Below are 13,516 nucleotides of genomic sequence, written 5' to 3'. Positions count from 1 at the left end.
GTCCGGGCCCGCGTCCAGGTGCCCGCCCAGCGCGCCGACCCGTTCGCCGAGCCCCACCAGCCCGTACCCGCCGCCGGCGCCCGGCCCGTTCGGCGCGGCCTCGCCCGGCCCGTTGCGGATCTCGACGGTGGTCGCCGGGGCGCCGTAGCCGACCCGGACGGTGACGGGCGCGGCGTGGGCGTGCTTGCGGGCGTTGGTCAGCGCCTCCTGGACGACTCGGTGGACGGCGAGCCGGTGGGTGGTGGGCACGCTCTCCGGGTCGCCGTCGAGGGCGAGTTCGACGCGCTGTCCGGCCTGGTTCGCCTCGTCGACCAGCTCGGTGAGGTCGCGCAGGGCGGGCACCGGAACGCGGACGGGCCCGGTCGGTGCGGGCGGTGCGGGCGGTTCGGCCTCGACGGCGGACGGCTGGGCCGGGCCGGACGGGTCGGCCCGCTCGGGCGGCTCGGCGCGCAGCGCGCCCAGCACGTCCCGCAGGTCGTCGAGGGAGCGGGCCGCGGTGGTGCGCAGCAGTTCGAGGCGGTGGGTGAGCCGGTCCGGGTCGGCCGCGACGGTACCGGCCCGGGCCTGGTCGCGCAGCACTCCGGCGTGCAGCACCAGCAGGCTCAGCCGGTGGGCGAGCACGTCGTGCATCTCCCGGGCGATCCGGGCGCGTTCGGCGGACCGGGCCTGCTCGGCGCGCAACTCCCGTTCCCGCCGCAGGGTCTCGACCTGGGCGTGCAGGGTGCGGATCAGCATCCGTCGGCCGTGCAGCCACAGGCCGAAGGACAGGACGGCCGCCTGGACGAAGAGTTGGGAGCCGGTGGTGCCGACCCAGCCGACCAGCGAGTCCGCCCTGGTCGCGCTGACCACGGCGATCACCGCCCCGCCGACCGCCGCCGGGCCGACCCGGCCGAGCGAGGCGAGGTGGTAGACGCTGAACAGGCCGGGGAAGGCACGGTTGAACAGGCCGCCGGTGAGCACCGGCAGGACGGCCGAGGCGAGCGGGTGACGGCGGGCGGCCAGCAGGGAGAGCGCGGCGAGCGCGGCCACCACTGCCCGGGGCAGGCGCAGCGGGCCGTCGGTGTTCAGCCACTGGAACCGGCCCTCCTCGCCGGCGAGGCCGAGGATGCCGAGCAGCAGCAGGGTGTCCACCCAGGGCCGGCGGTCCGGGCCGTACCAGCCGAGCAGGCCTGTGCGCATCGAACCCTCCCGCCCGGACCGTCCCGGCTCCGGTCCCCTCGCGTCCGTCCCCAGCCCTCGCATCGGTCCGCGCCCGTGGGCTTCCGTTCGTATCCGTCCACCGTCGCGTCCGTTCGCCCGATGCTACGGGCGGGGGTGGTTCGGCGCCCCCTCCTCCCGGGCAGCCGCACCCTCGACTTTCGTCGGGGGGCGGCGCCGCTCACCGGCCGATCCGGGCCGGTCGAGGCCTCCCTAGCGTCGACGGCATGACGACCGGACAGCTCCACCCGCGCCCCGATTCCCTTCCACCGCAGCGCGGTTCGCGCCTTTCGCCGTACGGCGGGGACCGTCTGCTGTTCCTCGCCGAGGCGCTGCGCACCTTCCAGGACACCGGCGCCCTGGCGCCGAGCGGACCGGATCTGGTGAACGCCCTGGCGGTGCCGGCCACCAGCCGTCCGAACCGGCCGATCTCGGTGCTGGAGGTCGGCGCGGGGACGGGCGTGGTGACCCGTCGGCTGGCCCAGGTGCTGCGCCCGGGCGACCGGCTGCACGTGGTCGAGGCGAATCCGCGGTTCGCCGAGCGGCTGCGGGAGGACCCGGTGCTGGCCGGGCGCCGGCCGGGGGTGGGGCTGCGACTGTCGGCCTGCCGGGTGGAGGAACTGCCGGAGGCGGCCGGGGCGCCGGGGCCGGACGGCGGCGAGGAGGGGGACGGCGACCACGGCAAAGGCGGCGGGCGGTACGACGTGATCGTCTCCGGGCTGCCGTTCACCAACTTCGAGCCGGCCGTGGTGCGGGACATCCTCGACCTCTACCTGCGGCTGCTGGCTCCGGGCGGCGAGCTGACCTACTTCGGCTACCTCGGCACCACGATGGCACGCACCCTCACCTCGGGCCCGCGCCGGGGTGCCCGCCACCGGGCGGTGGTGCGCCTGCTGCGGCGGTTCGAGGCGACGTACGGGCTGGGCGAGCGCACCGTGTGGCGCAACCTGCCGCCCGCCCGGGCCTACCTGCTGCGCTCGCCGGGGCCGTACGCCTAGCGGGCCGTAAGCCTGGCAGTGCCTGCGCCCAGCAGGTCGCGCTCCCCCGGGCCGCAGCCGCGCCCCGGCGGCGCCCGGTGCGAACAAATGACAAAAGACAGCGAACAGATTTTGAAATCTGTTCACTGTCATGCCATAGTGAGACCTGGGTCACACCGCCCTCCGCCATCCGGCGCCGCACCCGCCCTTGGAGCACCCATGTCCTCGACCACCCGCCCCGCACAGCGCGCCCTCGGCGCCTCCGGGCCCGTCACCTCCGCCCTCGGCCTCGGCTGCATGGGCATGTCCGACCTCTACGGCCCCGCCGACGAGGCCGAGAGCATCGCCACCATCCACGCCGCCCTGGACGCCGGGATCACCCTCCTCGACACCGGCGACTTCTACGGCATGGGCCACAACGAGCTGCTGATCCACGAGGCCCTGCGCAGCCGCGACCGCGAGAGCGTGCAGATCAGCGTGAAGTACGGCGCCCAGCGCGGCCCGGACGGCCAGTGGGCGGGCTACGACACCAGCCCGGCCGCCACCAAGACCGCGCTCGCCTACACCCTGCGCCGCCTGCGCACCGACCACGTCGACATCTACCGCCCGGCCCGCCTCGACCTGCGAGTCCCGATCGAGGAAACCGTCGGTGCCATCGCGGACCTGGTCAAGGCCGGTTACGTCCGTCACGTAGGCCTGTCCGAGGTCAGCGCCGACACCCTGCGCCGCGCCGCCGCCGTCCACCCGATCAGCGACCTCCAGATCGAGTACTCCCTGCTCACCCGCTCGATCGAGGCCTCCGTCCTGCCCGCCGCCCGCGAACTCGGCATCGGCATCACCGCGTACGGCGTGCTCTCCCGCGGCCTGCTGAGCGGCCACTGGACCCCGGAGCGCCCGCTCGCCGGCACCGACTTCCGCGGCAACAGCCCGCGCTTCCAGGGCGAGAACCTGACCCACAACCTCGCGCTGGTCGAGGCGCTGCGCGCGGTCGCCGACACGAAGGGGGCGAGCGTCGCCCAGGTCGCCATCGCCTGGGTGGCCTCGCGCGGCGAGGACGTCGTCCCGCTGGTCGGCGCCCGCCGCCGGGACCGGCTGGCCGAGGCCCTCGGTTCGCTGGACGTCACGCTGACCCCGGCCGACCTCGCCGCCATCGAGGCGGCCGTCCCCGCCGGTGCCGCCGCCGGCGACCGGTACGCTGCCGCGCAGATGGCACGCCTGGACAGCGAGCACTGACCGAGCCCACGCTGACCAGCGCAAACCCTCCGCACCACCCGACCCGCACGACCCTAAGGACGGCCCCCGTGACCACGGACACCGCACTCACCGCCGAGCAGATCCTGAGCGCGGCGGAGGAAGTCCTCCGGCGGTTCGGCCCGGCCAAGGCCACCGTCGTGGACGTCGCCCGGGAACTCGGCGTCAGCCACAGCAGCGTCTACCGCCACTTCCCCAGCAAGGCGGCGCTGCGCGAGGCGGTCACCCAGCGCTGGCTGGACCAGGCGCACCACGAGCTGGAGACCATCTCGATCGACGCCGGCAGTGCCGCCGAGCGCCTCGAACGCTGGCTGACCACGCTGTTCACGGCCAAGCGCAAGAAGGCGCTGGACGACCCGGCGCTGTTCGCCACCTACCTGGTCCTGGCCGGGGAGAACAGTGCCATCGTCGAGGCGCACGTCGAAACCCTGGTCAAGCAGATCGCCCAGATCGTCCACGACGGCACGGACCGCCGGGAGTTCAGGCTCGCCCACATCCAGACCACCGCCCGCGCCGTCTTCGACGCCACCGCCCCCTTCCACGACCCGATGTACGCGCCCACCTGGTCCGAGCCGACCGCGGACGAGCGCTTCGCGGCCGTCTGGAAGCTGATCCTCAGCGGGCTGAACGCCAAGCACTGACGACCGCGGGCGACGCGGCACCGGGGCGCCGGCGACCGGACCGAAATCCGGTCGCCGGCGCCCCGGCCCGTCGGGCAGACTGCCGCCCACGGTTGATCTCACTCGGAGGATGACATGCGCGCGGCCGGCCCGGTCCTGGACAGTCTGCGGGGGCTCGCCCTCGGCGACGCCTTCGGCGACCGGTGGTTCTCGGTCCCGCTCGACGAGGCGTCCGCCGCCCTGGCCGCCCGGCTGGTCCGCCCGGCGCCCTGGCACTGGACCGACGACACCGCGATGGCCCTCGTCCTGGTCCGCCACCTCGCCGCCCACGGCGAGGTCCGACAGTCCGCGCTGGCCGGGGAGTTCGCGGCCGAGTACACCCGCGAGTACCAGCGCAAGTACGGCCCGTCCATGCACCGGGTGCTGCGCGGGATCGGCGCAGGCGGGGACTGGCGCGCCATCACCTCGGGCCAGTTCGAGGGCCAGGGCTCGTACGGCAACGGCGCCGCGATGCGGGTCGCCCCACTGGGCGTCTGGTTCGCCGACGACCTGGCCGAGGTCGCCCGGCAGGCCGAACTCCAGGCGCTCACCACCCACTTCCACCCCGAGGCGGTCACCGGAGCGGTGGCGGTGGCCCTGGCCGCGGCGCTCGCCGTCCGCAGCCGGGGCGGGCGCCCGCCCCGACGGGCCGAGTTGCTCACCGAGGTGGCCGGCCGGCTGCCGGACGGCGACGTCCGCTCCGGCCTGCGGATCGCCGCCCGGCTGCCCGAGCACACCAGCATCCGGCACGCCGCCGGTGTGCTCGGCTCGGGGCTGATGATCTCGGCGCCGGACACCGTCCCGTTCGCCCTCTGGTCCGCCGCCGGGCACCTGGACTCACTGCCCGGGGCGATCTGGCACACCCTGGAGGGCTGGGGCGACCAGGACACCACCTGCGCCATCGCCGCCGGCGTGGTCGCCGCCCGCACCGGGCTCGCCGACGTACCCGCCGCCTGGCTCACGGCCTGCGAGGACTTGCCGGACTGGGTCACCGAGGCCTCGGTGACGCGGTAGCGACCGGACCACCGCGGGCCGGACGCCGCGAGCACGCCGACGGGCCGGACGCCGCAAGCACACCGACGGGCCGGCCCCCAGCGGGACCGGCCCGTCGACCGCGTTCCGAACGCCCGTCTCAGCGGCGCGAGTTGCCGAAGATCAGCCGGTAGGCGATCAGCAGCACCAGCGCGCCGCCGATCGCGGCCACCCAGGTCGGCCCGTCAAAGAACCGGGCCGTGATCGACCGGTGCAGGAAGTGCGACGCGATCCAGCCGCCGACGAAGGAGCCGGCGATCCCGATCAGGGTCGTCACGATCAGGCCGCCCGGGTCCCTCCCGGGCAGCAGCAGTTTGGCCAGGGCTCCGGCCACCAGGCCCAGCACGATCCACGCGATGACGCTCATCCGACCCATCCCTCCCGTTCGCGGCGCGACGGCCCCGTCCCGCGCGCTCTGCACCCAAGGACGCCGCCGCCCACCGGCCCGGTTCCGGGCGGCCCGCCCGGACGGCGTGATCCGGCCACCCGGAGCCGACCGGTCCGCGCGTGGCGTCCTTCCGACCGGACGCACCCGCCGAAATACTGCGGCCATGCGCATCCTGATCGCCACCGCCGGCTCCCGGGGCGATGTCGCCCCCTTCACCGGGCTCGGCGTCCGCCTGCGGGGGGCCGGACATCAGGTGGCCGTCGCCACCCACACCACCTTCGCCGAGTCGGTACGGGGCGCCGGGCTGGAGTTCCGCCCACTGCCGGTCGACCCGCGCGCCGAACTGGCCTCCACCGAGGGCCGACGGCTGCTACGGGCCGGCGGCGGACCGCTGGCCGTCCTGCAACTCCTGCGCCTCGGGCGGCGGTTCATGCCCGCCCTCGGCGAGGGCATCGCCGACGCCACGGCGCTCGGCACCGACCTGCTGCTCACCACCAGCACCACCAGTGCGCTCGGCCAGGTCGCGGCCGAGGCGGCCGGCATCCCCAGCATCGGGCTGTACCTCCAACCCCTCTCTCCCACCCGCGAGTTCGCGCCCGCCGTGACCGGCTCCCGCTCGCTCGGGCGGTCCGGCAACCTGCTGGCCGGGCAGGCCGTCCAGGCGGCCACCGACCAGCTGTTCGTCCCGGCCGTCCGCAGGCTGCGCCGACGGCTCGGCCTGCCGCCGCTGGGCGTCGCCCGCGCCCGGCGCGACCACCCCGTCCTGCACGGCTTCTCGCCGCGGGTCGTCCCCCGGCCGACGGACTGGCACCCCCGGCTGGGCGTCGCCGGGTACTGGTGGCCGCCCGAGCAGCCCGACTGGCAGCCGCCCCAGCGGCTGCTGGACTTCCTGGCCGCCGGACCGCCACCGGTCTTCGTCGGCTTCGGCAGTCTGGTCGTGCCCGAGCCCGAGCGGCTCACCGCGACCGTCCTCGCCGCCGCCCGGGCCGCCCGGGTCCGCGTCCTGCTGCAGTCGGGCTGGAGCGGGCTGGCCGCGGAGGACTCCGACACCGTGCTGACCATCGGCGACACCCCGCACGACTGGCTGTTCCCCCGCACCGCCGCCGTCGTCCACCACGCGGGCGCGGGCACCACGGCGGCCACCCTGCGCTCTGGCACCCCGGCCGTCCCGGTGCCCGCCCAGCTGGACGCCCCGTTCTGGTCCGCCCGCCTGACCGCGCTCGGCGTCTCCCCCGGCCCCGTCCCCCTGCGCACCCTGACCCCCAGCCGCCTCGCCACCGCCCTTCGCCACCTCCTGGACGACCCCCACTACCGCACCCGGGCCCGGTCCTTCGCCGCCGCCCTCGCCACCGAGGACGGCGCCGCCAAGGTCCTGGCCGCCGTGGAGGCGACGGCGCACGAATGACGAGGAAACAGATGACAGCTGACAGATTTCGAAATCTGTCAGCTGTCATCTGTCAGCTGTTTTCTGTTGGCTGTTTTCTGTCAGCCGTCTTCTGTCCGCTGCCATCCGTTACCCGCCCGCCGCCCGCCGCTCGCCGCCCGGGAACACTGAGCACCAGGTACACCACCCCCGCCGACATCAGGCCGACCGCCCAGCCGTAGTCGGCGAGCGGCTTGAGGAAGGGGATCACGCCGTCCACCGGGAACGGTCCCTGCTTCACGCCGTGTCCGTCGACGGTGGAGTACGAGCCCCCGATCGCCAGCAGGCCGCCGACCAGCAGGGCAGTGACCGCCCGCCAGTTCCAGCCGGCCGCGTACCAGTACGCCCCGGACGGCCGATAGAGCTCGGCGAGCCGCAGCCGGGTGCGGCGCAGCACCCAGTAGTCCGCGATCAGCACCCCGGCGACCGTCCCGAGCAGTCCGCCGACCACGCCCAGCCAGACGTAGATGTAGACGTGCGGGTCGGCGGTCAGCCGCCACGGGAAGAGAGCCATCCCGACCACGCCCGTGATCAGCGCCCCGGTACGGAAGTTGACGAACCGGGGCAGCAGGTTGGCCAAGTCGTAGGCCGGGGAGACGACGTTGGCGGCGATGTTCACCGACAGCGTGGCGACGAGGACGGTCAGCAGCGCGAACAGCAGGGCGACCGGGCTCTCCATCTTCGCGGCGAGCTTGATCGGGTCCCACACCGGCTCGCCGTAGACCGCCGCGGAGCCCGAGGTGACCAGCACCGACAGCAGCGCGAAGAGCGTCATCGTGGTCGGCAGGCCGAGCGCCTGGCCGCGGATCTGGGCCCGCTGGCTGCCGCCGAAGCGGGTGAAGTCCGGGATGTTGAGGGCCAGCGTGGACCAGAACCCGATCATCCCCATCAGCGACGGGAAGAAGACCTTCCAGAACCCGCCGCCCCAGCCCAGTTTCGACGGCTGGTCCAGCAACGGCCCCAGCCCGCCCGCCTTGACGCCGATCCACACCAGCAGCGCGAGCGCGCCGGCGATGACGAACGGTGCCGCCCAGTTCTCGAAGCGCCGCAGCGCCTCCATCCCCCGGGCGATGATGACCATCTCGATCAGCCAGAACAGCAGGAAGGAGGCCCACTGCGTCCACGGGTACCCGCCGAACTCCGGTGCCGTGTTCCAGGATTCGCCGAGCAGCCGGCCTGCGAGCAGGAAGATCCCCTCGCCCCCGATCCAGGTCTGGATGCCGAGGGTTTAGCAAGGAGTCCGGCGTTGCAGTAACTGCCGCCCGACCATGGCGAGTTGGACGCGAGCACCTCCGGCCCCCCGCCACCCATGACCCCGAGGAAGCTTCGTCGTTCTGAGAGAACGGTCCAGTGCGACCGCCAAGAGGGTGATCCACGTCACGCCTCCCCGCAAGCCGAGAACCAGCAATACCGCGATCCGTCAGCCGGGCTGACCGGGAAGCCCAGGACGACGAACGCCCCGGAGCCAGAGGGCTCCGGGGCGTTTCGTACATGCAACTGGTGTCAGAGACCGAGCTGCTTACGGATGGCGTCCATACCGTCAGCCATGGCCATGAACTCGTCCGGGGTGAGACGGACGCCGAGGATCTCAGGGTTCATGCTGTCTCCCACGAAGACCCCGGCGAGCTGTCCGTCCGCGCCTGTGATCGGCGCGAACGTCGCGCATGTACCGTTCGCCTGGCTCAGCGGAGACTTGAAGCGCTCTTCGATGGGCGGAATCACGTCGTACAGATCTTGCTTTTCCATGTCACAGTTCCTTGATTGCGGCGCCGATCAGATCTACGGAGTCCCCAGGACCCAGCGCATTCCTCACCAGGTAGTCAAACATGCGACGCCGAGCACGCACTTCCTTGGGGTCCTCCGCGAAGACCACTCCCGTCCCGGTATCGATCGCCGCGACACCAGGGTCCTTCGGGTTGGCGAAATCCATGATGTTGAGGAAGAGCTGCGTTGCAGCCGCAGCTCCAGCCGAGAATGGTAGAACCCGCAGGCGAACGTTAGGCATCGCCGCCATCTCGATGATCCGCGCCAACTGGTGCCGCATCACCTCCGGACCTCCCACCTGGGGACGGATGGCAGCCTCGGAGAAGAGGACATCGACCGCCGCCGGTCGATCGGTCCGAGTGACGATCTCCTGCCGCCGCACCCTTACCTCATGCTGAACGGCCAGGCGTTCAGCCCCAACCTCATGAGAGGCAAACTCGTCGACGCCCTTCATGTAGTCCAAGGTCTGGAAGGGCCAGGGGATCAGGCTGCCCGTCGCGATACGGATCTCGGATGCGCTGTCCTCAAGCTCGATGAGCCTGACCAAGCTGCGTGGCAGATGCGCGACGTACTCCGCCCACCAAACTGCCTCCGACTCCCTGGCCTCCCTGATCTCCGCCATCAGGTCAAGCCGAGTCGCCTGATCCACTTCGTAGAGGTCGAGTATCTTCCGCAGCTGTACGTCAGTGGGAAGCTGGCCGCCCTTTTCGAAGAGGGAGACCATGTCTTGGCTCTTGCCAATGGCCTTGCCGACTGCGGCCTGCGTGGGTCGCGGGCGCGCCTCCAGACGAAGCGCCCTCAGCCGCCGGCCGACGTTCGCCATCGCGCGGGATGTCTGCGGCTTCGTCACCAAGCTTCCTACTCCTTGTACAGCAGTGATGGTCGTTGGGATGAGGGTAGCGCGCACGGCGTCAACAGGGCTCCTCAGGAGTGAACTTTGACGGGCCATCACGAGGGGCTTGCGTACGAGTCCTCGTACGAGGATTATCAATCCCGCACCAACCCGCAACGCGCCAACTGCGGAGTGTAGTGCGTCCCCCATGACGCACGGCTCCCTCCGGCCGAACCGTGGAGGAGCTGTGCAAACTTTGATCGATCACGCTCACTTGAGCGACCTGGTCCACCTCATCCGAGCGAAACGCTTCGAACCTGACCCCTCCTCGGTTCGTGGCGTCCGGCAACTCGTCGCTGAGTCCTGCCTGGCCATCGGGATCAACCCCGAGGACCCGGTCCTGGTCGCCTCCGAGCTGGCCACGAACGCCGGCAAGCACGCCCGCACGCCGTACCGGGTGACCTTCGTGAGCCTCCGGGGGCGACTCCCTTGGATCGAAGTGATGGACGGATCGCTCGACCTTCCGCAGCCTCGCACGGCCAAGGCATTCGAGACCGGTGGGCGGGGATTCGACCTGGTCACGGAACTGACCGCGGGATGGCACTGGGACGTCAACCCGGTCGAGTACTACAAGATCGTCTGCGCCGTTCTCAAGGAAGCCCCCAATGAATCCGACGGACACGGACAGCATGTCCATACAGCCTTACCCGCAGGACAGCTCACCCCTTCGCCGGGGTCGGATCTCCATCGAAGAACTCTCCCCGTCTCGACTGGAACAGCTCGGTCGGCCTGAGCTCCCCATCCTGCTGACCCTGAGCGGGACCGGCCCCGGTCCCTTCGATGGCCACATTCCCGCAATCGAACTCCGTCTTCCCCGCGCGACGCTGGTGAAGCTGGAGAAGAAGATCCGCAGGGTCCTCCTTGCTTCGGTCGGGGCCGCCCAGCCGTACGGCGAGATCGATCCCGCACCGCGACGGGGCCGGATCTCCGTCGAGGCGATCCCGCCCTCACACGTGAACGTCGATCGCCCTGAGCACTCGATCCGAATGACCTTCAGTGGCATCCAGCCGGCCTCTCCTGGCGGGTGTCCCCCCGTGATCGAGGTACGGCTCAGTCGGTCGAGGCTGGTGGGGCTGGAGGCTCAGATCAGGGCGGTTCGGCTCGCTTCGGTCGTGAACGCCGGCCGGGCCGCGAGGGCGGAGCCCTTGACGCGCCGGACCCCTGGACGGGCGCTCCGGGAGCACTTCACCGCCGAGCAGATCAAGGAGCTTCACGAAGACCACGGGCGAAGGGAACCGGTACCGACCGAGGACGCGGTCCGGTTCCTGAACGGGCTTAGACAGATGGAGGCGCATACGTGACGGTCACCGTTGAACCGCCCCTGGAAGTCGAGCTGGACGAACCGCTCACGAAGTTCACCGCGGAGTACCCCTACGCGCCCAAGGCCGCGGCGTTGTCCCGCCGGCTTGTGGGCGCCGCCTTGGCCTACTGGGAGCTGTTCGAACTGATCGACAACTCCGTGCTGGTGGCGAGCGAGCTGGTGACCAACGCCATCCAGACCGGCTGCCGCCGCAAGATCGGATTCTCGACCGAACGGCTGGGCGAGGCGCTGGTCAGGATCGAGGTCAGCGACGGTTCTTGCTCGCTGCCGGTCTTCGTGGACGGCGGCTTGCCGACGTGCGCCGAGCGGGCCTCTCCGCGCGGCCGGGGGCTGCTCGTCGTGGACCGCCTGTCGCAGCGCTGGGGCATTGATCTGCACGCCCGTGGCAAGACCACGTGGGCGGAACTCCGTCTCGGCCGTCGACCCCGCTAGCCGACCATCGAAAACGGCTTGTCCCGTCCCTGTCCCGCGAGAAAGAGTATTCGTATATGGAGATGGACCGCCTCTGGGAGCACGTGCGCGACAGGCACGCCCAGCTGAAGCAAGCCTCCAACAACGCACCGGACTTCATGAACCTCTTGCTGTTCTACATGCAGGAGAGCATGGGGGAGGCGGCACTGAACACGCTGAAGCTCCGCAAGATGCGCCCCGGCCGAAAGGGGAGCGCCACGGAGGGGTTGCAGTCGGCACTGGTCTCGGTTATCGAGATGGCCATGGTGGCGCTTGTGGAGTCGACCGAGGATGCACCGGAAGTGCTTCGTTCGGAGCTGCGACTCTGAATTAGGCACCGAGCCCCTCGCCGGGCGGCCGGAATGTTCGGCCGCCCGGCATAGCCACCCCTATTTCGCTGCGAAATAGGGGGCTTCGCCATGCCCAAATTCAGAAATCCTGGAATACGAAATTCCTGATAAATAGTACCGCCGCAAGCGCTTTAGTGGATCTCCAATGTCGGCTATGTTAATGACAGCTTCGAGGGGACATCCCACATCGGGGTGATCATCTCGAAGATTCCTTCCGGCAGTCGCTGGGAGGAAGCTCGGGAAAGGAGAACGCATGTCCTCGTTCGACATCTCGGCGGTCATCGGGGCCGACCCGGAGATCAGCGGCGTCTTCGCCGGATCCCCGGACGTGACCACCCAGGGCAACGCCACCTTCTCGGCCGGCGGCGTCGTCACCGACGACGACCAGGTCGCCGTCACCCTCGTGGAGTCGGCGCCCGAGGACGCCGGCCTGTACGACCTGCTGGGCGTCCGGCGTGTGGCCCTGCTGATCGCGGCCTGATCCCGTGGGGACCGTCATCACGGCCGTCGTGCTGACGGCGTGGTTCATCGTGTCGGCTGCCGGCCAGTTGACGGTTCCGCGGGGTGGTCGACTGCTGGACCGGTTGAGGCTCTGGGATATCTTCGGAATTATTCCGAATTACCGATTCTTCGCGCCCCGACCGGTCCAGCATGACTATCACCTCCTCATGCGGACCGCCGGATCATCCGGCGAGTTCGGCCCCTGGCATCAAGTGGCTGGCCCTCCGGAACGCCGATGGTGGCATGTAGTCTGGAATCCCGATCGACGCGTCTTCAAGGGCTTGTCCGACGTGATGTCCGTCGCGCATCGCTTTGATGTGAAGAGGCCACGCGCCGTGCAGGTTTCCCTGCCGTACCTCGCGATTCTGAACTACGTCACCGCCATTGCGTCGAAAGATCCAGACGCCTGCGAGGTTCAATTCGTCCTGGCGATTTCGCATGGCGTTCTCAGCGACGAGCGCCCGGACGTGGTCTTCAAATCCGGCCGCCACCGCCTTGGAGAATCCCGGTGATTCCCTCCTCCGTAATCCGCCTCACGGAGATCATCGCCGGAATCGGCGTACTCATCTCCTCTCTTGAGGTCCTGGCTCGGCCTCGATGCACCGGCGACGGTTCGTGGAACAGCTGGCGCGTTCTGCGGTTGCGTCGGCGCTGGACTTCGACGGGGCGCACTGGGGCCATGTTCGACGGTCTGTTGGGATACCCGCGCGACCTGATCGGCGTGGCGGTGCGATCGATGGCCGCCGCCGCGCTGGTCCTGGCCGCCCCCACTGGGGCCTGGCAGGTCCTACTGCTGTGGCTGGTGACGGTATCGCTCGCGCTGCGCGGCCTGCGAGCCCCCTACGGAGGCGAGGGCTCCGACCAGGTCCTCCTTCTCGTCTTCGGCGCGCTGGCGATGGCGCAGACGTTCGGCGCCCAACGGATTGCCCTGTGGTTCATCGTCGCTGAAGCGTGCTTGGCCTACTTCTCGTCAGGGTTCGCGAAGGTGCTCCACTCGGAGTGGCGCGACGGGACGGGCCTCCTCGGCGTGCTTCGCACGCGCTCCTGGGGCAACGCTTGGGCAGCTCGCTGGCTGTCCGGGCGGCCTGTGCTGTGCCGCTGGTTGTCGCTGGCGCTGATCAGTGCGGAGACGGCATTCCCGCTGGTGCTTCTGGCGCCGCCTCCGCTCCTTCCGCTGCTGATCGGTGTGGCCCTGGCCTTCCACGTGATTGTCGCCGCGGTGATGGGTCTGAACTGCTTCGTGTGGGCGTTTGCGTCCTGCTACCCGGCCGTGGCGTACGTCGTCCTGGGGAGCGTCCGGTGATCAACCGG

16 protein-coding genes and 1 pseudogene are annotated in these 13,516 nt (G+C 70.7%); 12 read left to right on the top strand and 5 right to left on the bottom strand.

The features are described from left to right. The coding region (locus BG452_RS08185; RefSeq protein ID WP_188303524.1) for a sensor histidine kinase at positions 1-1,179 on the bottom strand (1,179 nt) is incomplete at its 3' end. Between the two features lie 245 nt (positions 1,180-1,424). Here BG452_RS08185 and BG452_RS08180 point away from each other — a divergent pair. The 4 genes from BG452_RS08180 (at position 1,425) to BG452_RS08165 (ending at position 5,098) form a co-directional block, all read left to right on the top strand. Beyond that, entirely contained in the window at positions 1,425-2,195 is a 771-nt protein-coding gene (locus BG452_RS08180) for a class I SAM-dependent methyltransferase (protein ID WP_223241908.1), read from the top strand. Positions 2,196-2,393: 198 nt separating this feature from the next. Beyond that, entirely contained in the window at positions 2,394-3,407 is a 1,014-nt protein-coding gene (locus BG452_RS08175) for an aldo/keto reductase (protein ID WP_188303523.1), read from the top strand. 68 nt (positions 3,408-3,475) lie between these two features. Then, on the top strand, positions 3,476-4,066 hold the full coding sequence (locus BG452_RS08170) for a TetR family transcriptional regulator (RefSeq protein ID WP_188303522.1): 591 nt from the start codon (positions 3,476-3,478) through the stop codon (positions 4,064-4,066). Positions 4,067-4,180: 114 nt separating this feature from the next. Further along, positions 4,181-5,098, top strand: coding sequence for an ADP-ribosylglycohydrolase family protein (locus BG452_RS08165; RefSeq protein ID WP_188303521.1), 918 nt, complete (start codon positions 4,181-4,183; stop codon positions 5,096-5,098). A gap of 118 nt (positions 5,099-5,216) precedes the next feature. On the opposite strand, the gene BG452_RS08160 is transcribed toward BG452_RS08165, so the two are convergent. After that, positions 5,217-5,483 (bottom strand): GlsB/YeaQ/YmgE family stress response membrane protein, encoded by a 267-nt coding sequence (locus tag BG452_RS08160; protein ID WP_188303520.1) that lies wholly within the window; start codon positions 5,481-5,483, stop codon positions 5,217-5,219. Between the two features lie 184 nt (positions 5,484-5,667). Here BG452_RS08160 and BG452_RS08155 point away from each other — a divergent pair, with 184 nt between their 5' ends. Beyond that, positions 5,668-6,909, top strand: a complete 1,242-nt coding sequence (locus tag BG452_RS08155; RefSeq protein WP_188303519.1) for a glycosyltransferase — start codon at positions 5,668-5,670, stop codon at positions 6,907-6,909. Positions 6,910-6,961: 52 nt separating this feature from the next. On the opposite strand, the pseudogene BG452_RS08150 reads toward BG452_RS08155, so the two are convergent. The 3 genes and pseudogenes from BG452_RS08150 to BG452_RS08140 form a co-directional block, all read right to left on the bottom strand. Further along, positions 6,962-8,149, bottom strand: a pseudogene (locus BG452_RS08150) (NCS1 family nucleobase:cation symporter-1); the annotation flags it as partial. A 281-nt stretch (positions 8,150-8,430) separates the two neighbouring features. Further along, complete coding sequence (locus BG452_RS08145) at positions 8,431-8,673, bottom strand: hypothetical protein (protein WP_188303518.1); 243 nt, start codon at positions 8,671-8,673, stop codon at positions 8,431-8,433. A gap of 1 nt (position 8,674) precedes the next feature. Further along, positions 8,675-9,541 (bottom strand): helix-turn-helix domain-containing protein, encoded by an 867-nt coding sequence (locus BG452_RS08140; protein WP_188303517.1) that lies wholly within the window; start codon positions 9,539-9,541, stop codon positions 8,675-8,677. Positions 9,542-9,797: 256 nt separating this feature from the next. On the opposite strand from BG452_RS08140, the gene BG452_RS08135 reads away from it, so the two are divergent. From BG452_RS08135 to BG452_RS08105, 7 genes are all read left to right on the top strand, one after another. Further along, entirely contained in the window at positions 9,798-10,316 is a 519-nt protein-coding gene (locus tag BG452_RS08135; protein ID WP_188303516.1) for an ATP-binding protein, read from the top strand. 94 nt (positions 10,317-10,410) lie between these two features. Beyond that, positions 10,411-10,884, top strand: a complete 474-nt coding sequence (locus BG452_RS08130; RefSeq protein ID WP_188303515.1) for a hypothetical protein — start codon at positions 10,411-10,413, stop codon at positions 10,882-10,884. After that, positions 10,881-11,336: an ATP-binding protein gene (locus BG452_RS08125; protein ID WP_188303514.1), complete on the top strand. Its 456-nt coding sequence runs from the start codon at positions 10,881-10,883 to the stop codon at positions 11,334-11,336. The genes BG452_RS08130 and BG452_RS08125 overlap by 4 nt, the downstream gene beginning before the upstream one ends. 56 nt (positions 11,337-11,392) lie before the next feature. Then, on the top strand, positions 11,393-11,683 hold the full coding sequence (locus BG452_RS08120; protein ID WP_188303513.1) for a hypothetical protein: 291 nt from the start codon (positions 11,393-11,395) through the stop codon (positions 11,681-11,683). Positions 11,684-11,957: 274 nt separating this feature from the next. Beyond that, positions 11,958-12,185: a hypothetical protein gene (locus BG452_RS08115; protein ID WP_188303512.1), complete on the top strand. Its 228-nt coding sequence runs from the start codon at positions 11,958-11,960 to the stop codon at positions 12,183-12,185. A 4-nt stretch (positions 12,186-12,189) separates the two neighbouring features. After that, positions 12,190-12,717 (top strand): hypothetical protein, encoded by a 528-nt coding sequence (locus tag BG452_RS08110; RefSeq protein WP_188303511.1) that lies wholly within the window; start codon positions 12,190-12,192, stop codon positions 12,715-12,717. Positions 12,718-12,884: 167 nt separating this feature from the next. Next, positions 12,885-13,508: a hypothetical protein gene (locus BG452_RS08105; protein ID WP_188303510.1), complete on the top strand. Its 624-nt coding sequence runs from the start codon at positions 12,885-12,887 to the stop codon at positions 13,506-13,508. Positions 13,509-13,516: the final 8 nt, after the last annotated feature.

The sequence above is a fragment of the Streptomyces sp. CBMA123 genome, assembly GCF_014596465.1.
Lineage (GTDB): Bacteria > Actinomycetota > Actinomycetes > Streptomycetales > Streptomycetaceae > Kitasatospora.
This window is presented reverse-complemented; position numbering and strand designations above follow the sequence as displayed.

Excerpts from the sequence above, each read along its gene's own strand:
- BG452_RS08165 (WP_188303521.1), top strand. The coding sequence starts at position 4,181 with ATGCGCGCGGCCGGCCCGGTCCTGGACAGTCTGCGGGGGCTCGCCCTC.
- BG452_RS08160 (WP_188303520.1), bottom strand. The coding sequence starts at position 5,483 with ATGAGCGTCATCGCGTGGATCGTGCTGGGCCTGGTGGCCGGAGCCCTG.
- BG452_RS08120 (WP_188303513.1), top strand. The coding sequence starts at position 11,393 with ATGGAGATGGACCGCCTCTGGGAGCACGTGCGCGACAGGCACGCCCAG.
- BG452_RS08115 (WP_188303512.1), top strand. The coding sequence starts at position 11,958 with ATGTCCTCGTTCGACATCTCGGCGGTCATCGGGGCCGACCCGGAGATC.
- BG452_RS08105 (WP_188303510.1), top strand. The coding sequence starts at position 12,885 with ATGTTCGACGGTCTGTTGGGATACCCGCGCGACCTGATCGGCGTGGCG.
- BG452_RS08155 (WP_188303519.1), top strand. The coding sequence starts at position 5,668 with ATGCGCATCCTGATCGCCACCGCCGGCTCCCGGGGCGATGTCGCCCCC.
- BG452_RS08175 (WP_188303523.1), top strand. The coding sequence starts at position 2,394 with ATGTCCTCGACCACCCGCCCCGCACAGCGCGCCCTCGGCGCCTCCGGG.
- BG452_RS08180 (WP_223241908.1), top strand. The coding sequence starts at position 1,425 with ATGACGACCGGACAGCTCCACCCGCGCCCCGATTCCCTTCCACCGCAG.
- BG452_RS08145 (WP_188303518.1), bottom strand. The coding sequence starts at position 8,673 with ATGGAAAAGCAAGATCTGTACGACGTGATTCCGCCCATCGAAGAGCGC.